The organism is Anabaena sphaerica FACHB-251 (assembly GCF_014696825.1).
Classification (GTDB): Bacteria; Cyanobacteriota; Cyanobacteriia; order Cyanobacteriales; family Nostocaceae; genus RDYJ01.
Genome location: NZ_JACJQU010000003.1, coordinates 265,139 through 284,122, shown reverse-complemented (window position 1 = coordinate 284,122; position 18,984 = coordinate 265,139). Strand labels below are relative to the sequence as shown.

Below are 18,984 nucleotides of genomic sequence, written 5' to 3'. Positions count from 1 at the left end.
AATTCTCATGCAAGATGTAGCGGTAATCTTTGATATGGACGGTTTGCTGATTAACAGCGAGCCTTTTTGGTGCAACGCCGAAGTAGAGGTGTTAAATGAATTGGGAGTACCATTGCAACTCAGTATGTGCAATCAAACAATGGGATTGCGTGTTGATGAGGTAGTCAGCTATTGGTATGCCAAATTTCCTTGGACAGCGGTAAGTCAGTCTGAGGTAGCGGAAAGGATTGTTCATCGTGTCAGCGAACTTGTGGCAACCACCGGACAGCCCATGCCTGGTGCAGTTGAAATTATACAATTATGCCAGCAGATGCACTTGCCTTTGGCATTGGCGACCTCATCACCCATCCTTCTGATTGAGGCAGTGCTAAATAGACTAGGTTTGCAAGATGTATTCGATGTTGTCAGTTCTGCACAAACAGAGGAATTTGGTAAACCCCACCCGGCGGTGTATCTGACAACTGCCCATCGCCTTGGTGTGCAACCGCAAAAGTGTGTGGCGTTTGAAGACTCAATTCGCGGCATCGTCAGTGCTAAGGCCGCTTCCATGCGATGTATTGCTGTGCCAGCAGTAGAAGACAGAAAAGATCCCCGATTTGCGATCGCAGATGTCACCCTCGATTCACTGGCACAGATCAACGAGTCATGGCTGAAGGAGTTTCTCACCTGAATCTGTTGGAGTCAAGCAAATGCAAGCAAAAATCACAGGAAAGTCATGCTAACCATGCAAGCGGCGGTCTGGTACGGCCCAGGACGTGAGAATTTTCGATGGGAACAAGTGAACCTACCTGATCTCAATCCTGGGGAAGTTCTCATCAAAGTCCAAAAGTGTTTCTTTTCTGCCATGCACGTGCGTGCTGTCTTAGTCGGTCATCCCAAACACCAGCCACCGGAAATTTTTGGGCGGATGCTGGCCGGAGATGTTGTAGCTGTGGGGGCTGATGTCACTAGCATCAAAGCAGGAATGCGCGTGACAATTAATCCAGAGCGTCCTTGTGGGGAATGCTTCTATTGTCAGCTAAGAGAATGGGGGCATTGTCTCAATCCGACAACTTTAGCATCAGGCGGTATGGCTGAGTATGTGAGCGTTCCCGCTACCCTGGTGGATGGGATCTTGGAACTGCCTCCAGAGATTGCCTATGAAGAAGGCGCTTATGCCGAAACACTGGCCTGCATATTGCAAGCTATGGACTTGTCCAATATTGCCGCTTCGGATTGTGTCGTTATCGTTGGAGATGGAAGTGTGGGGTTGACATTTGTGCAACTAGCCCGACTCCAAAATGCCGCCAAGATTATTTTTGCTGGCAAACATGATGATTCCCTACAACAGGGATTAGCTTTGGGAGCATTCCGCACTGTTAATGTCAAGCATGAGTCTCTAAGAGACGTAGTGATGCAAGAGACTCACGGCTATGGTGCTGATGTAGTGATTGAAGCAGTTGGTTCTAGTGAAACTTATGAACAGTCAATGACGCTACTACGCTGCGGTGGTACGGCAGTTGGTTTTGGGGGAACACCACCCGGAACAAAGTTTACAGGTGATCCCAATTTGATTCATTACCGTTCGCTGAAGATTTATGGCAGCTATCGATATAATCCTGATCACTTCCGCAGGGCGCTGGATCTGATTTGTACAAAACAAATTGATCTCGGTCCGATCATCACACATTACGTCCCATTCTCCAAATTGACAACTGATGCGGTTGATATCTCTCAACAACCAGATTGCAGAGCGTTGGTAATTGATTTTGCTCAAGAGTTATGATTGTGGCACATGATATTGGTACAACTAAATTTTAAATATAGGTTCAAACATTATTGCAGCACCAGGAGAAGCATACACAATGTCAGATGAAAATTATTTAGCAGCGGAAAATAACCATTCTACTACGTTTGAAATTCCCCCTTTGGCTCAAACAATAGCTGCTGAATTTAGTAGTTTACCTCAAGTATTAGCCATTGTCTTAGCAGGTTCTCAAACTGCTTTAGTTGCAGATGAATTATCTGATTTAGATTTTTATATTTATATCTCAGAGGAAATTTCCGTCGAAATTAGATCTGCAATTGCTCAACAATTTGCCTCGCGTTTTGAAATTAACAACCAGTTTTGGGAAACTGGTGACGAGTGGATAGATAGACAATCAGGATGCGGTGTAGATATTATGTATCGAAACCCGAATTGGATTGAAGAGCAGCTAAATTCAATTTTAGTCAAACATCAGCCCAATATAGGATATACAACTTGTTTTTTGTTTAATGTTTTGCATTCTCAAATCTTATTTGATAGAACCGGGTGGTTTGAGCATCTACTCTCTGTTGCTAAACAACCCTACCCCAATGCCTTGAGAAAAGCAATCATTGCTAAAAACTATCCTATTTTACGAAAAAATATTTCATCATACTGTCATCAGATAGAGTTAGCAGTTGAACGCCAAGACTGGATCAGTATTAACCATCGAATCACTGCTTTATTAGCAAGTTATTTCGATATTGTTTTTGCTGTTAATTATGTTCCTCATCCGGGGGAAAAACGTTTGCTAGAGTATGTGAAAAAGCTGTGCAGAAAGTATCCAAAAAATCTTGCAGAACACTTTCAAAACTTACAGGTTGCGACTGCCTCTAATTCTTCTTCCATACTCCTAAACCGCCAAATTAATACGTTGATTGATGGTCTAGATGAGTTATTAATAGCAGAGGGATTACTGACAGAAGACGGTGAATTAGTCTAAATTAGGCATTTCTAACTATCTTTATGAAGCTGATAAACTTTTAATTTTCAGACCGCCTACCTGACAATAGTTATAATTCTAGGTAATATGCAAGTTGAATATAAAACAGCTTATATTACTCGTCAATAATTCCTTATATTGAGCAAAACCTAAATGACAACGAACAATCAAGAAGTATTAGAGAACGAGAAAAAACCGACAACATTATCAGTAGAAATTATTCCATTTCTCTTGTTGATTATCGCTTTATTCGCTTTATCAATAACAGGAATCTTAGTCAAATTTTCCCTGAGCGAAATGAGTATAAATGTAACACTATTCAATCGCTCTTGGATAGCCGCTGTCGTATTTGCGTTGTGGAATGGGATTTATCAATTACGCACTCAATTATCAGAAGAACCAGTCATACCACAGCAACGTTACCAAATTCGCGATTATGCACTTTTACTAGGAGCATCTCTAGCTTATATGTTAGGTCGCCTCCTTTGGACTTGGTCTCTGACTCAAACCAGTATCGCTAATGCTAATGTGTTGGGTGGTTTAAGCCCAGTATTTACTACATTAGGAGGCTGGTTGTTATTCAAACAGCTTTTTGACCGAAAATTTCTGTTCGGAATGCTTCTGGCAATACTAGGAGCAGCAGTCTTAGGATTTGATGACTTCTTAGTCTCTAATAACGGTCTTCTTGGTGACTTTGCTGCTCTTGGGTGTGCGGTATTATATGCAACCACCTATTTAATTTTAGAATATTTACGAAGCAAATTTTCAGTAGAAACTGTACTTATGTGGCGCTGCTTGGTTGGGGCTGTATTGACGTTACCACTCGTACAGATATATGAAGATCAATTCTTCCCAACTTCTTTATCAGGCTGGTTAATTGTATTTTCCCTAGCTATTGTTTGTGAAGCTTTAGGTCATGGGTTGACAGTATACAGTCTCAAAAGCTTTTCCTCCACCTTTGTGCTGATAGTGTTTTTACTTGATCCAGTCATTGCTGCAATTCTGGCTTGGATACTCTTTTCCGAGAATTTAACTTTTTTAAACTTGGTGGGTTTTACTGTGATTATAGGAGGTATTTATTTAGCCAAAACTGGCAAAGGTGCAGACAAGAAATCTAGTGCAAATATTTCAGCAGAAGAAACTAATGTAACTCCAGCCAACTAAAAGTTAAAAGCATTAATTACTCCCGTTCTACTTAATTAATTAAACAAAATGGATAGACGGACTTTCCTCAAGAACTCCCTCTTCATGGGTATTGTGATCTGTCCTGGTGAAAAACTCCCACAACAGTTAGAAATCAGTGAGGCTCAAGTCAAAGAGTTGTTGACTGTCAAATCTACTAATGCTGCCACATCTATATTTCCACAGAGTGTGGCATCCGGGGAGCCACAGATGCAGGGGATTACTCTATGGACTCGCATAGGTTCATCAAAACCTGGTTTGATTCAGGTTGGTTTTGAGATTTCTACAGATATTGATTTTGGGGCGATCACTTTACAAGGTGTTTCACAAACAGATGCGTCACAAGATTACACTCTCAAAGCTGTTGTCAATTCTCCCCATCTCCAACCTTCTACCACCTACTACTACCGATTCATTTACCAAGGAATAGCCAGCAGAACAGGTCGTTTTCAGACGCTACCTGCTGTCAAAACTGAAGTCAACCAAGTTCGCTTTGCGTATATCTCCTGCCAGGACTACACTAACGGCTACTACAATGCCCATCGCTTTTTGGCAGAAGAGGACATTGATTTTGTAGTATTTTTGGGCGATTATATCTACGAAAGTGTAGGAGACACCAGTTTCCAAAGAGGCATTCGTTCCCTGCAATTACCCAGCGGTCAACCAGTTGCTACTACATTAGAAGACTATAGATACCTTTATCAAACCTACAACAGCGATCCCAATTTGCAAAAGCTGCGAGAGCGTTTTGCCTTTATCAATATTTGGGATGACCATGAGTTTGCTGGGGATTGCTTTGGGACCAATACTCCTGATCAAGTTCCCTTTCATAAATCAAATCTGCGTCAATGGGCAACTCAAGCCTGGATTGAACACATCCCCACTAGCATTAATTTCCAGGCTGATCAGGAGCCACTAGCTGATGTGCAAATCTATCGCACCTTCAAATTTGGCAACTTATTAGAACTGGTAATGACGGATGAACGTCTCTATCGAGATGGTCCTCCCTCTGACAAGCTTGAAGAGCAGCAGCAGCGGTATCTTAAACAAAACCGATACATGATTCCAGACTGTCCCGAACGGAATTATCCCCACAGAACTATGCTGGGAACTACACAGCGTCAGTGGTTCTTTGATAAAATCCTCGATTCTGCTGCTACTTGGAAAATCTGGGGAAATGAAGTCATGACCATGCAACTCAAGTATTTATCAGCATTGACCACAAAGCTTTTAGGGCAATCAACTCCAGATTTGTTTATGTCCTTCGATCAGTGGGATGGTTATCCGGCTGAACGGAATCTAATTTTTCAAACAATCAAAGAGGCTGGCGTGAAAAACTTTGTCACGATTACTGGTGATTTTCACACTTTTGTCACTGGGTATCAGAAAGTGAACTTTGATGACCCCCAGGAGGAGCCGATAGGGGTGGAGTTCCTAGTTGGCTCAATGGCTTCTTCTAACTTCGCAGAGGCTGATAATTCCAGTTCCCAGCAGATAAACCCACCAATTGAAGTGATGACTCAAATGCTCACAGCTAGTAATCCTCACATTCAATATTTTAACTCCACAACCCACGGTTACAATGTCGTTGAAGTGACACCAGAAGCCCTAAGTTGCACATTGAAAGCAGTCAGCGACATTACAACACCAGGGGGAACAATCTCAATTCTGAAAGTTTTTCGAGTACCTCTTGATCAAGTGTTAATTGAAGACTTAACGCCAGCTTAAAAGTTGCAGATTGATTTAGTTATACATCACACTTGTCTGTATTGGTGTCAATAAATTTATATTATACCAACACACCGTACCAACGCTTCAGGAATTTAACCAAATAATTACCCAGTATGTTAAGCCGTGGTGGGACGCATATAGTCTTGTCAAAAATTAGTTTAGCAAATGCTCAGACAAATAAGCTTGACTGGATTTAATTTTTAAAATTCTAGCGGGCAAGATGCCCGCACCAACTATTTGAATTAAATTGGGATAATCAAATAAATATTGGTTCAGGGGTGGGGCTTCTGTCGGATTTTCCTAAAACATAGCATAATATTCAAAATATCCTAGCAACCTAGCTTTCTTGAGCATCAGTGAGAAATCCACACCCTAAATTATGAAAGCATCGCGCTAGGATGTAATACAGTTAACGGCATAGTTTCAGGCGATTCAGTTCCTATGGACATTTCCCCCATCAAGGCTGTACAAGCCCCCTATTACGGCGATAACTTCTACCGGACACCGCCGCCAGATCTACCTTCCCTACTATTGAAGGAGCGAATTGTCTATCTGGGTATGCCACTGGTGCCTGCTGTCACGGAATTGATCGTCGCCGAATTGCTATTTTTACAATCCGACGACCCCGAAAAGCCAATTAAAATCTACATCAACTCAACTGGCACTTCTGGTTACAGTGGCGAACCTATCGGTTTTGAAACCGAAGCCTTCGCCATCTATGACACCATGAAATACATCAAGCCCCCCATCCACACCATCTGCATCGGTTCGGCGATGGGTATGGCAGCAATGCTTCTCAGTGCTGGTACCAAGGGCTGTCGTGCTAGCTTGCCCAACTCCAACATTATCCTGCATCAGCCCAAAAGCTACGCCCAAGGCCAAGCAACGGATATTCAAATTCGGGCTAGAGAAGTTTTGGCAAACAAAGTATCAATGGTTGATATTCTGTCTCACACCACTGGTCAGCAGGTAGAAAAAATTACCAAAGATATGGATCGTCTCTTCTACATGACTCCTTACCAAGCCAAGGAATACGGTCTGATCGATCGCGTGTTTGAAAAAGAAGAACTGGCCAATCCCCCACTCCCCACTAGTGTGCTTTAAGCAGGTGACAGGTGACAGGTGACAGGTGACAGAAAGCAAGCAAAACTTATTTATCCTTTCTTCTACTATTCCCTGTTCCCTTTTCCCTGTTCCCTTAACTAATTAAAACTGGAGTCGTAAAAATGCCTATAGGCGTTCCTAAAGTTCCTTACCGGATGCCCGGAGGACAGTATACAGATTGGATTAGCATTTATGACCGCCTGTACCGGGAAAGAATTATTTTCTTGGGACGGGATGTAGATGACGAAATTGCTAACCAAATTATTGCCGTCATGCTTTATTTGGATTCTGATGATCCAGGTAAAGACATTTATTTATACATCAATTCCCCTGGGGGAATGGTGACATCTGGGTTGGCGATTTATGACACCATGCAACACATCAAATCTGATGTTGTCACCATTTGCGTTGGTTTAGCTGCTTCAATGGGATCTTTCTTGTTAACAGCTGGTGCTAAAGGCAAACGCATGGCTCTACCTCACTCCCGGATCATGATTCACCAACCTTCTGGTGGTACTCGCGGACAAGCTTCTGATATCGAAATCGAAGCCAGAGAAATTCTGCGAATTCGTAGTCAGCTAAATCAGATTTATGCTGATAACACTGGTCAAGCTTTGGCCAAAATTGAAAAAGACATGGATCGTGATTTTTTCATGTCTGCTCAAGAAGCCAAAGAATATGGTTTAATTGACCGTGTGATTGAAGAACGCATCTAAAAAGGGAAAAATAAATTCAAAATTCAAAGTTGAAAATTCAAAAATAGGAATTCTTCATTTTGAATTTTTAATTTTGAATTTTGAATTGGAGTAAAGCAACATGGATATCGGAGATTGCTACCGTTTATTGGGGTTAAGATCAGGGGCCTCTTTTGCTGAAATCAAAGCGTCTTACCGCCGACTGGTACAGCAATATCATCCCGATATCAACCCAGATGATGAAAAATCTAAAGAAAAATTTATTGCCTTGACTGAGGCTTACAAACTCTTACAAACGGTAGTACCGCCAGAGGAAATAGCCCCCAAATCACATAGTTCATTTACTTCATCAACTTCTGTGGGTAGTTACACTGAGGCAACACCCCAACAGTCAGCATCAACAACGACAGTGATGCCACATCCACCGACAGTAGAGGATATAGAACAACGCTTAAAATGGAAAACTTATGAGCAGTTGCAACGGTTTCTGCAAGCAAAACGTTTTCCTCAAGCGATCGCTCTAGTTGAGGCTTTAGCAGCTAGATTACCAGGAGATATGGAAGTACGACAATGGCAAGCCATATCTTATCAAATCTGGGGAAGGGCGCTAATTAATGAAAAACAAATGCCAAAAGCGAGAATCTATCTTAAAAAGGCTATAAAAACAGATCCCCATAATAAAGCTCTGTTTAACGAAGTCCAGCGAGATTTTGAGCGTTTAGGGATTAAATTTTAAAGTTTGATTGTCTCTTCATCAAAAATTTAATAATTAAGTAATTTTACACAAACCTTGACCGAGGATTTATTTAAGTGTTATTACTATGGCTATCGTGTAAACTTACAGGTTAGGCTAAAATCATGTTGTGTTACAGCACAACGTTGAATAGTAAGGCGGGTCTGTAATGTTTTACCGTCTGTTCTTAAATTCTACTCTGGCGTTAGCAAGTGTGTTCACAGTTCAACACGCTGCCCTAGCTCAAAGTGTAGACGTTCCTTTTATTGGAACTGTTCCCGTCCAGGCCACCTTTACCGAGATTATTTTCCCTCCCTTAGAACCCGTAATAGTCGGTGGTTCTAATGGTATACCAAGCAAGTTTGAACCACAAACTCCGGCTACTGTGACGGTGCAAACCAGCACAAATGCCACAATTACCGTTTCTGCTCCTGTGCTTGTTTCTGGGGCTAGTCAAGACCCTCCAGGGACAATCAAAATAGGGTATGTCAGATTTGGTTCTACTACTGTTAGTAGTGATGTTGGGGGCGGAAATGGGTCTTTACCTGCGGGGACAAACGATTTAGAGGTGAGTATGTTGGTAGAACGTCCCACGGCATTTTTAGCTGGAGATTATACTTACACAGTCACTTTAACGATTACTCCATAATTTTTTTTAATTTTTGTTTCTGTTCCTATTTTTTTGTGCCTCGGTGTCAGTCTACTTTTTACCCAAGGATGTATCTTATGATTCGTCGTTCTTTATTAACTGCTGCTTTGATAATCGCGGGTAGTGCTGCTATTGTACCCAAAGCAATGGCTCAAAGTGTTGATGTTCCTTTTACCGGCAGTGTGGGTGGTGTTTGCAACGTTGGTCAGGTTACTCCTGGTTTACTGGGAACGAACAGCCCAAACAATCCAACAAGTCTGGCAGCAATGTTACCAGGAGGATCATTCGGTCAATTTTCCGTTAGTTGTAACCAACAAGCTCTGGTGAGTACATCTGTGCCAGTACAGACTGGAGGACCTGGATTCATACCTATGTTTTCTGGCAGTTTTGTTAATTCACCTTATGGATCTTCCAACGCAAACTCTGGCGGAACTTCCAGTTCCCATTCTATTCCTCCCGGTGGACCTACAACTTTTTCTGTAGATATGTACGTTGATAAAGGTGGTATTCCTCTCACACCTGGTAACTACAGTTATGTAACCACAGTGAGCATTACACCCTTTTAACAACTATCTGGAAACTATCTAGTTAATCAGAATAGTTGCTAAATATCTTGCCGCTATGGGTTTAATCTGTAAGCGGCAGGGTGTTTTATCATCGCTCAGAGAGTGATATATCTACCGTTATAGGAATATTAAATGATTTATGGTTATTTGTTAGCAGCTGCATTGATACAGTTTGTATGTAGCGTTGTTATAACTCTCAAGACAATGGCTCAAAGTATTGACGTTCCTTTTAGTGGAACAGTAGGTGGTTCTTGTACTCTAGGTTTAGTGACTCCAGGTGTTTTGACATTATCAGGTGAACTGCTTGCTCCATCAGCTTTTAAAACGCTTGATCTTGGTGAAGTATATGCTAACTGTAATCAACCTGCAAGCTTAATTGTCTCTCAACCTATACAAACTGTTGGACTTGCTTTCACACCTGTGAAGTCTTGGGCGGGAGTTTACTCATCGGCTTTAAACACTACCACAAATTCCGATCTTGGTTCTTCTCCTTTAGCACTTCCGTCTGATGGTACTAACACCCTCTTGATGGTTGATATGTATGTAGACAAGGGCAGCCCTCTAGAGGAAGGAACTTACGGTTACAAGGTGAGTATAACTATTATACCTTGAAAAAAACTGCATGAGATTTACCTTTCCCTACAATCAATATGCTTTATAAATCTTGGCTTTCTCAAGCTGCTGTCACCTTAACGTTATCTGCACTATCTTTATTTCCCAGTTCAGCTACAGCACAAGTTAGCGTTTCTCCCCTAATTATTGAATCCAAAGCTGAAAGGGGACAGGCGCAAGCAATGATTACGGTTACAAATACCAGTAATGTTCCTACTCGTGTGCGTGTCTACGCTGAACCTTTTACCTATAGTCGTGATGCTGGGTTTGAGGTTTTATCATCTACTCCCACTGATTTAACAAAATATCTGCAATTTTCCCCCCGTGAATTAACTATCAAACCGGGAGAAAGTCGCAGAGTCAGGTTAATTAGTCGGTTAGCTCCTAATTTACCAGATGGGGAATATCGAGCAGTAATTTTTAATGAAAGTCTGAATGAGACTAAAAATAGTGAGGGTAATAGTGTAGCTTTAGTGGCGCGAATTGGTGTAACTTTCTATGTGAGAAAAGGCAATCTTTCCCCTAAACTAACTGCATCTGGTGCAAGTTTTAATCAAGAACAAAAACAAATTCAACTCCTCGTTACTAATAGTGGTCAAGCTACTGCACGTCCTGGGGTAAATTGGACTTTAAAACGTGGAGAAAGCGTTATTAAAACTGGAAAATTAGATCCTGCTTCTGTGGTGGCAGATAGCGAGCGGAATTTATTATTAAAATATCCCAGTAAAGATGATCCTGTGCCAACTCCTGGAGAATATCAACTAAGTGGTGATTTAATCTGGGGAGATGATAAAAATGCCAGTAAGTTGCCATTTAATGTAAATATTACTATACCTACTATCACACCTAGCTCCGAGAATAGACTAACTCCACCAGTAAATAGAAGATAAGTAAAAATTGAGGAGTCAGGAGTCAGAAGAAATATATTTATAGGACTTATATCAATTTTCATTGAGCTTGCACAGAATTGAAAATCTTAAAATTCAGATATAGCAATAGTTTGAACCTGTCTTAATTATGTGCATCTTCAAAGTAAAAAAAATATCTCTCAAACCCTCTTACCTTCGTGTCCTTTGTGTCCTACCCTGCGGGAACTGCTGAGTGCTACGCACCGCTACGCGAACGCAGAACGTGGTTCATTCTTCCGTAACTTCTGCGTCAGTCCTGATTTATCAGGAATTAACAAATTTGAGTTGATATAATCACAGAATATGCAACAGCATCTATGGCATAAAATAAGTATTTGTCTGTTTGCTGCTATCCCAATTATTTGCCAAATTATTACAATACCAGCGCAAGCAGATAGCCCTGTCACCCCTAATTCAGAAACAACTCAATCACCTGATAAAAAAGCTGATAATATCACAGAATTTGTAGTTTTTCCTGTGGGTTTAAATGTCGGTAAACGCACGGTTAAATCTGGGTTTTTGGTGCGAGGTAAAGAAGATGGTGCAGAAGCGGTTGATTTTGCCCATTGGCTATTACCTTATGATGCTGTTATTGAAGCTTTAAAATTAAATGTTACTACCTTAGAAGATGGTCAATTAGAAGTTAAATCACCTGGGTTAGTCACACGCATAGATCTGAAAAAATTTAGAACTGATGCAGAATTAGGATTAGTGCTAACAATTGAAGATTTACAATCTATATTTGGGGTAAAAGCTGAATTTAATATTAATGAATATGCGATTATTTTAGATGTTCCTTGGGAAAATAAATCGACTGAAAATTTAGCAGAAGTTGAAAATTTAATTTTCTTAGAAGGTTTACCAAGAATCAAAAATGAAAATATTAATATATCAGCAATAGAACAAAAAGTAAATATTAGTGGTAGTGATAGACAATTAACTAATTACAGGGGTGAGTTAATAACTGTTGGTAGTGCTTTTGGTGGTTCTTGGTTTTTACGGACAAATCAAAGAGATTTAACTGATCAACAAACTTGGAATATCTCAGACGCGCAATTTTTTAGACCGTCTAATTCAACAGATTATTTTGTTGGTTCTCAGCGCAGTTTTTGGCAAAGTCAGGGAGATTTTTGGGGTTTTACCTACATTAACAGACAAGGTTTTATACCTCCTCAAACTTTTGGTGGTGGTTTGGTAGATGCTCGTCAACGGTTACAAGCTTCTGCAATTGGACGTACCATAGCAGGTAAAGCTGAACCAGGTACGTTAGCGCGGTTAGTACAGGGTTTTGGTGATAGAGTAATTGCGGAAATTTTAGTTGATTCTTCTGGTATTTATCGCTTTGAAAATATTAAAAATAATAATCAATTTGGTAGTAATAATTATCGAGTTTTATTATATCCTCAAGGAAGATTAACCGCCCAACCAGAAATCCAAGCAGCCAGTTTTACGAATGTGCTGGGACAAATACCCGCAGGTACTTCGGCGTTTATCGCTTCCGCTGGAATGAAAAGAGAATCTTCAGGAAACGGAAGTTTGTTAGGAAACTTTTCTGATTTTCAGGGGGGAATTGCTGGTCGTTGGGGGTTATCAGAAAGTTTAACCGTTGGTTTAGGTGGGGTGTATGAAGACTCTCCCAAAGCTTTGGCAGAATTATTCTATCGTCCCACTAATATACCTGTACAAGTAGCATTGTTTGCACTTTCAGGCGAGGATGGAAATGTCAATGCAGATATTCGCTATGAACCATTTTCTAGTTTGAATCTAACATTTAATAGCGATCGCTTTTCTCAACGTTCTCAAATGAATTGGCAAATATTGCCCAATTTGAGTTTATTCGCTTTGAATGATTCCCGTGATGCTACATCTGGGGGATTGCAAATGAACTACAGTGGTAAGAATTTTTCTACCTTTGGTCGTGTTAGCTTTGATAGTAAAGATCGCATACGCTGGAATTTGCTACAACGTCTCGGTCAATTAGAACTAACACAGCGCGGAAATGAAATTGGTACTTTATCAGAATTTACTTATAAAGTATCACAAAACAAGTGGTTTGATTCAGGGAACTCGTTATTATTAAGTTATGAAACCAACAGTCAAAATCGTAGTGATAAGTTGTTAAATGTTGGTTGGCGTTATCGTTCTGGGGAAAGAGCAAATGATGGTAATTATCTTTGGGAATTTCAATTAGGTTATGGACTTGGTTCTCAAGGTGATGGAATTATTGCTTCTTTAGGGACAACAATTTTACCAGGTTTATCATTGCGTGGACGTTATCAAGGTGTATCAGTAACTTCTGATCAATCAACTTTTAGTTTAGATTTAGTATCTAGTCTCAGTTTACAACGAGGTATTAAACCCGGTGATAGACGTTCTGAATACTTCCGCAGTCAAGGAGGTTTATTAATTCAACCTTTTTTTGATAAAAATAATAATGGTAAACGAGATAGTGGGGAAGAATTTTATACTAAAGATGCGGAAACACTGGTAATAGTTAATAATCGTGCCATTAAATCTTTTTTACCAGATATTCGGAGCGATAGGATTTTATTACGTCTTGCACCAGGAAAATACCGTTTAGACCTTGACCCCGCAGGATTTCCCCCCGACTGGCAAGCTACAATTGAAGCATTAGCAGTAGATGTCATTCCTGGTAGTTATACTCCTGTGATGATTCCGCTGATTCTCTCCTACACAGTATCAGGAGTTGTCACTGATGCCCAAGGTAATGCTGTTGCAGGTGCGAGAGTAGAAGCCATAGAAACAACCCAGGGAATTAGGCGTTTTTCTGTTACTAATGGTGCTGGAGTTTATTATTTAGAAACTTTACCCCAAGGAAATTATCAACTAGAAATTAATGGTAAATCAGCTGGTAATTTAACATTAGACGCAGCATCTGAACCATTCCAAGAACTAAATCTGCAATTTTCTGCTAATTAATACCTTATTTCTGAGCATGAATATAATCGACAAAGTAAAATTTAGGAATCAGCCAAAGTTTCAACCAAGAATAAATTCCCATTCCTAAAAGTGCTGTAATTATTAATGGTAAGCCTATCTGAATACGCAAATTATCAGGAAGGACAGCAACCCCAGATACAGCAATCACAAAATAGGACAAAAGAGCAATTTGCAAACGTTGGAAATTTTTCAGAGCATTACGACAACTACTACAATGCTGGGTATGTTGTTTGTAACGATCCAACATGACGAGACGATTATCATTGATTTTGGTTTCTGGATGACTAATTCCTACCTCATTCCAAGGTAGCTGACCTTGACAATATTTATCAAACCAAGTCCGAAACTCAATTACCAAACGATCCGCGCTTGTAGGTAGTTTATAGGCAGTTTTCCAGCTTTCTTTTAATTGTTTTTGCTGAAGTAAATGTTCTTGCTGATTTAGCAACATCATATCTCCATCAAGAACTAGATTCCTAGTTCTGATATGTGACCACCAACGGGGTGTAAAACCATGAAGTGTTTTAGCAAAGTTGCGGGGAAATTGAGCAACTATTCTACATTTACCTGGAGACACAGGAATACAATAAGTGATTAATCCCAGTTGTTTATCTGAATTGGGAATACTAATTGCATATTCCAAGCGACAGGGTGGTTCAAAGGTAATTGTAGTTGGAAAACGCCCAGACGTATTTGCTTCAATTAAAACTGGAGTTGATTTACTGATATTGATAGGTATAGGTTGTGCATTCTCTCTCTTACCTTGTACCCCATGATGAGAAAAAGGAACATGACTGGGATCTGCTACATTTTCTATTAATGTTTGCCAATCGTATTCTAAATCACGCACATAGGAAGACCAGACAAAACCTTTGTTAGCATCTATTTGTGGTGATAAAGGTAGGGGTGTAGTTGCGGCTTGTTCTGCTGTTTTAGCATCAGGCCAGACCCAAAGCAAATCATTTGCTTCCCGCACTGGTAGAGAAAGGACACAGAAATTTTGTTGATTTTTAGCGACAAGTTCAGGATTTTCAGCTTGGGGAATATGAGTACAGATACCTTGGTCATCAAATTGCCAACCATGATAACTACACATCAAATTCCCTGTCTTATCGTCAACACGACCCTCGCTTAAGGGTGCTAGACGGTGAGGACACTGATCTAAAAATACCCGGTAATTCTCAGATGATCTAGGCTTCCAGATCACTAGTCTAATTCCTAATAAAGTTACGGGAACTGGACGCTGTGGATCAAGGTCTTCAATAGGTGAGAGAGGATACCAGTGCTGAAAAAAGTTAAATTCGGCTTGCATTCCACTTCTTTTAATAACTCAGTAAACCAGGGTGTGAGAAAAATTATTGTATGTCTCAATCTGCAATCACTGTAACCGTTAAATTGTTCGCTGCCTATCAAGAGGCTTATGGTCTTACGGAACTAATGCTGGAATTTCCTCATGGTACACCAGTAAAAGCGGTGTGCGATCGCTTCATCTCCGAACATCCACAACTGGGCAAATGGCGTGATGTTACCCGCTTTGGCATTAATCTGATCTTTGTCGAACCAGACACACCTCTAAAAAACGGCGATGAAGTCGTACTCATTCCACCCGTTAGCGGTGGTTGAGGAGGTAGGGTGCAGGGGAGCAGAGGTGCAGAGGAGAACATTCTTTTCCTAGTCCCCAGTCCCCATTCTCCAATATCCGACAAAAATAGTCGGGTATGTTTGACGTGTATTTTTGATCGTGCTAGAGTAATCCAAAGTTGACGGATATACGGGGAAAGCTAGTTTATGACTCAGGCAAAACCTGCGGCACGCTGCGCGAACGCAAACCTAAATAAAGCCAACACTTCTATATTGAAAGCATTGAAGTGTAAAGAATGTGGCGCGGAATACGAACTAAAAGCCAGTCATGTTTGTGAGTTATGCTTCGGTCCATTGGAAGTAAAGTATGACTATGATGTTTTGCGTCAGTCTGTAAGTCGAGAAACTATTGAAGCTGGCCCCAACTCAATTTGGCGTTACCGTCACTTTTTACCCGTTGCTACCGAAAATTATATAGATGTAGGAACGGGGATGACTCCCCTGGTGCGTTCCCACCGTCTTGCCCGTCGTCTGGGTTTAAATAAACTTTATATTAAAAATGATGCCGTCAATATGCCCACCCTGAGCTTTAAGGATCGGGTAGTGTCTGTGGCACTCAGCAGAGCGAGAGAATTAGGTTTTACTACAGTTTCCTGTGCTAGTACTGGCAACTTGGCAAATTCAACCGCTGCGATCGCTGCTCATGCTGGTTTAGATTGTTGTGTATTCATTCCCGCAGACTTAGAAGCAGGTAAAATCCTGGGGAGCTTAATCTACAGTCCAACCCTGATGGCTGTAAAAGGCAATTACGATCAAGTTAACCGTCTTTGCTCAGAAGTTGCGAATACACACGGTTGGGGTTTTGTCAATATTAATCTTCGTCCTTATTACTCCGAAGGTTCTAAAACACTAGGCTTTGAAGTAGCTGAACAGCTAGGCTGGGAACTACCTGATCATATAGTTGCACCTCTAGCTTCTGGCTCTCTGTTCACCAAGATTTATAAAGGGTTTCAAGAATTTACAGAAGTTGGTTTAGTGGAAGGTAAAAAAGTCCGTTTCAGCGGCGCTCAAGCTGAAGGCTGTTCTCCCATCGCTGAAGCATTCAGAGAAAACCGGGATTTTATTAAACCAGTCAAACCAAATACAATTGCTAAATCTATCGCTATTGGCAACCCGGCAGATGGGCTTTATGCTGTGGAAATTGCTAAAAAAACCAACGGTAATATTGAATCTGTCAATGATGCAGAAATTATCGAAGGAATCAAACTTCTAGCAGAAACTGAAGGTATTTTCACTGAAACCGCAGGTGGTACAACCGTTGCAGTTCTGAAAAAATTAGTAGAAGCTGGCAAAATTGATCCAGATGAAACCACAGTGGTTTACATCACCGGTAATGGTTTGAAAACCCAAGAAGCAATTCAAGGTTACGTTGGCGAACCTTTGACTATTGATGCTAAACTCGATAGTTTTGAAAGGGCGCTAGAAAGATCCCGCACACTTGATCGCCTAGAATGGCAACAAGTTCTTGTTTAGTCGATGTCATTGGTAAATTAAAAATTAACCACTGACTGTAGGGGTTTAGCATTGCTCACAGGTGTCAACTTAAGTTCAAATCCTTACCATATCTCGTATCTCGTTATCTCGTTCCCAGTCTCTGGCTGGGAATGCCATTACAGAGGCTCTGCCTCTGCTTTAATAGAAGGCAGAGCCTTCTAGAATTCATTCCCATACAGAGTATGGGAACGAGGAGAACGAGAAGAGTGAAATCCTCTTTTTACAAGGCTTTTACGTTAAGTTGACTCCAATGAGCATTGCTAAAGCCCTACCAACTCTCAACTGAAAACTAAAAATTAATCTTTAGACTATGGCCGTCACAGTTTTAGTTCCCACTGCTCTGCAAAAATTTACAAATAACCAACCTACTCTAGAATGTAGTGGTAACAACATTTCTGAGTTATTCGATTCTTTAGAGCAAGCTTGTCCAGGTATTAAATCGCGTTTATGTGATGAGGAGGGCAAACCAAGACGCTTCTTAAACTTATACGTTAATAGCGAGGACATCCGCTTTTTAGAAGGCACAGAAACAGCATTGAAAGATGGTGATGAAGTTAGCATTGTTCCAGCTGTAGCAGGTGGTTAAGATCAGTAGTCATATTATTTATTACTAATTAGGACTTACGCAAATGTCAAACTCAATGTCTCTTGTAAGGTTCCTCAGATATTGAAAATCTGTGATTGTTACCGAATTATCGAGTGTGACGCACCTTACTAATATGTTAGTTGCGTAAGTCCTGACTAATCATTAAAACAGCAAGGGGAGAGGGAGATTAGGATCTGGAAAGAAGCGATCCAACATTAAATTTCCCCATCCTCTTGTTTTCTACTAAGCTGTAAGTAATGCCTTTAACTCTTCAGTTTTTAATCTTGGACCGTAGGATGTAACAACCTTAGAAGCTGCGGTGGATGCTAATTTTCCGGCTGCTTCATAGCTCATACCGTGGGTAATTCCATAAAGGAAAGCTCCTGCATACATATCTCCTGCACCCACTGTATCTACAGCTTTGACTTGAGGTGCAGCAATTTCAATTAATTTTTCACCGTCAAATACTACAGAACCCTTGGAACCGCGAGTAATAGCAAATCTATTACTCAGAATTTTTAATTTGTCTACAGCTACCTGAAAATCTTCTGTTTCTGCTAGACCTAATGCTTCACTTTCGTTAGCAAAAATGAAATCTAAGCCAGTTCCGATCATGTCTAATAAACCATCTTTAAAAAATTTCACCATGTTGTAATCAGACAGAGACATGGTGGTTTTTACTCCCGTATTTTGAGCTATTTCTCTAGCTTTGATGGCTGCTTCTTTTCCGGTGGGAGATGTGACTAAATAGCCTTCGAGATATAAATATTCTGAATCTGCGATCGCTTCTGGTACTAATTCTTGAGGAGAAAATTCTCCAGTAATTCCCAAAAATGTATTCATGGTACGATCAGCATCAGGAGTTACTAACACCAAACATTTACCTGTAATTCCTGATTGGCGATGGCCATTTTCTAAGTTTGTGTCTACCTGACAAGTGAGTAAATCTTGAATGTAAAAGTCTCCAAATTCATCATTAGCTACTTTACAGGAATAAAAAGTTTTTCCTCCTAGTTGACTAATAGCCACTATTGTGTTTGCTGCTGAACCTCCACAACTCTTATGACAATGAAGATTTTTGAGATTTTCTAAAATATGATTCTGACTTTCTTCATCTAGAAGTGTCATTACACCTTTCTCAATGTTTAACTTTTCTAGTAACTCTGGAGATACTTCATATTCTATATCTACCAAGGCATTACCCACACCATAAACATCATATTTCTTACCCATTTTTCTGTCCTAGAATAATTTCTGTCTGACTCGAATAGAATTGATAATAACAGATATGCAACAGTTCCGAAAAATGCTGATTTATTCCTTGTTGTCTGCGTATGTTTGAGCTTAATTATTCTTAAATTTCTATAAAATCGAGATTCAGATTAAACTGATT

At 40.4% G+C, this 18,984-nt stretch carries 18 protein-coding genes; 16 read left to right on the top strand and 2 right to left on the bottom strand.

Annotated elements, in window-relative coordinates; all coding sequences use genetic code 11:
* The first annotated feature begins 7 nt into the window (after nucleotides 1-7).
* The 13 genes from hxpB (at nucleotide 8) to H6G06_RS08195 (ending at nucleotide 13,849) form a co-directional block, all read left to right on the top strand.
* Complete coding sequence (hxpB, locus tag H6G06_RS08255; protein ID WP_190558925.1) at nucleotides 8-670, top strand: hexitol phosphatase HxpB; 663 nt, start codon at nucleotides 8-10, stop codon at nucleotides 668-670.
* Between the two features lie 45 nt (nucleotides 671-715).
* Nucleotides 716-1,765: a zinc-dependent alcohol dehydrogenase gene (locus H6G06_RS08250; RefSeq protein ID WP_199306627.1), complete on the top strand. Its 1,050-nt coding sequence runs from the start codon at nucleotides 716-718 to the stop codon at nucleotides 1,763-1,765.
* A gap of 79 nt (nucleotides 1,766-1,844) precedes the next feature.
* Nucleotides 1,845-2,729: a DUF4037 domain-containing protein gene (locus tag H6G06_RS08245; RefSeq protein WP_190558923.1), complete on the top strand. Its 885-nt coding sequence runs from the start codon at nucleotides 1,845-1,847 to the stop codon at nucleotides 2,727-2,729.
* A gap of 153 nt (nucleotides 2,730-2,882) precedes the next feature.
* Nucleotides 2,883-3,893, top strand: a complete 1,011-nt coding sequence (locus H6G06_RS08240) for a DMT family transporter (protein ID WP_190558921.1) — start codon at nucleotides 2,883-2,885, stop codon at nucleotides 3,891-3,893.
* A 48-nt stretch (nucleotides 3,894-3,941) separates the two neighbouring features.
* Nucleotides 3,942-5,639, top strand: a complete 1,698-nt coding sequence (locus tag H6G06_RS08235; RefSeq protein ID WP_242039630.1) for an alkaline phosphatase D family protein — start codon at nucleotides 3,942-3,944, stop codon at nucleotides 5,637-5,639.
* Between the two features lie 444 nt (nucleotides 5,640-6,083).
* Entirely contained in the window at nucleotides 6,084-6,746 is a 663-nt protein-coding gene (locus H6G06_RS08230) for an ATP-dependent Clp protease proteolytic subunit (RefSeq protein ID WP_190558919.1), read from the top strand.
* Nucleotides 6,747-6,868: 122 nt separating this feature from the next.
* On the top strand, nucleotides 6,869-7,462 hold the full coding sequence (locus H6G06_RS08225) for an ATP-dependent Clp protease proteolytic subunit (protein WP_190558917.1): 594 nt from the start codon (nucleotides 6,869-6,871) through the stop codon (nucleotides 7,460-7,462).
* Between the two features lie 100 nt (nucleotides 7,463-7,562).
* Nucleotides 7,563-8,177 carry a J domain-containing protein gene (locus H6G06_RS08220; protein ID WP_190558915.1) on the top strand — a complete coding sequence of 205 codons (615 nt, stop codon included), beginning with the start codon at nucleotides 7,563-7,565 and terminating at the stop codon, nucleotides 8,175-8,177.
* 166 nt (nucleotides 8,178-8,343) lie between these two features.
* Nucleotides 8,344-8,823, top strand: a complete 480-nt coding sequence (locus H6G06_RS08215; protein WP_190558913.1) for a hypothetical protein — start codon at nucleotides 8,344-8,346, stop codon at nucleotides 8,821-8,823.
* Nucleotides 8,824-8,900: 77 nt separating this feature from the next.
* On the top strand, nucleotides 8,901-9,389 hold the full coding sequence (locus H6G06_RS08210; protein ID WP_190558911.1) for a hypothetical protein: 489 nt from the start codon (nucleotides 8,901-8,903) through the stop codon (nucleotides 9,387-9,389).
* 132 nt (nucleotides 9,390-9,521) lie between these two features.
* Complete coding sequence (locus tag H6G06_RS08205) at nucleotides 9,522-10,001, top strand: hypothetical protein (RefSeq protein ID WP_190558909.1); 480 nt, start codon at nucleotides 9,522-9,524, stop codon at nucleotides 9,999-10,001.
* A gap of 38 nt (nucleotides 10,002-10,039) precedes the next feature.
* Nucleotides 10,040-10,891: a fimbrial biogenesis chaperone gene (locus H6G06_RS08200; protein WP_190558907.1), complete on the top strand. Its 852-nt coding sequence runs from the start codon at nucleotides 10,040-10,042 to the stop codon at nucleotides 10,889-10,891.
* 321 nt (nucleotides 10,892-11,212) lie between these two features.
* Nucleotides 11,213-13,849, top strand: coding sequence for a carboxypeptidase-like regulatory domain-containing protein (locus H6G06_RS08195; RefSeq protein ID WP_190558905.1), 2,637 nt, complete (start codon nucleotides 11,213-11,215; stop codon nucleotides 13,847-13,849).
* 4 nt (nucleotides 13,850-13,853) lie between these two features.
* Here H6G06_RS08195 and H6G06_RS08190 read toward each other — a convergent pair whose 3' ends face one another.
* Entirely contained in the window at nucleotides 13,854-15,182 is a 1,329-nt protein-coding gene (locus H6G06_RS08190; RefSeq protein ID WP_190558903.1) for an aromatic ring-hydroxylating dioxygenase subunit alpha, read from the bottom strand.
* Between the two features lie 50 nt (nucleotides 15,183-15,232).
* Here H6G06_RS08190 and H6G06_RS08185 point away from each other — a divergent pair, with 50 nt between their 5' ends.
* From H6G06_RS08185 to H6G06_RS08175, 3 genes are all read left to right on the top strand, one after another.
* Complete coding sequence (locus H6G06_RS08185) at nucleotides 15,233-15,493, top strand: MoaD/ThiS family protein (protein WP_190558901.1); 261 nt, start codon at nucleotides 15,233-15,235, stop codon at nucleotides 15,491-15,493.
* Nucleotides 15,494-15,658: 165 nt separating this feature from the next.
* Complete coding sequence (thrC, locus tag H6G06_RS08180; RefSeq protein ID WP_190558899.1) at nucleotides 15,659-16,984, top strand: threonine synthase; 1,326 nt, start codon at nucleotides 15,659-15,661, stop codon at nucleotides 16,982-16,984.
* A gap of 331 nt (nucleotides 16,985-17,315) precedes the next feature.
* Nucleotides 17,316-17,591, top strand: a complete 276-nt coding sequence (locus H6G06_RS08175; protein ID WP_190558897.1) for a MoaD/ThiS family protein — start codon at nucleotides 17,316-17,318, stop codon at nucleotides 17,589-17,591.
* Nucleotides 17,592-17,834: 243 nt separating this feature from the next.
* Here the strand turns inward: H6G06_RS08175 and H6G06_RS08170 are convergent, their stop codons facing one another.
* Entirely contained in the window at nucleotides 17,835-18,824 is a 990-nt protein-coding gene (locus H6G06_RS08170; protein ID WP_190558895.1) for an adenosine kinase, read from the bottom strand.
* Nucleotides 18,825-18,984 lie beyond the last annotated feature (160 nt).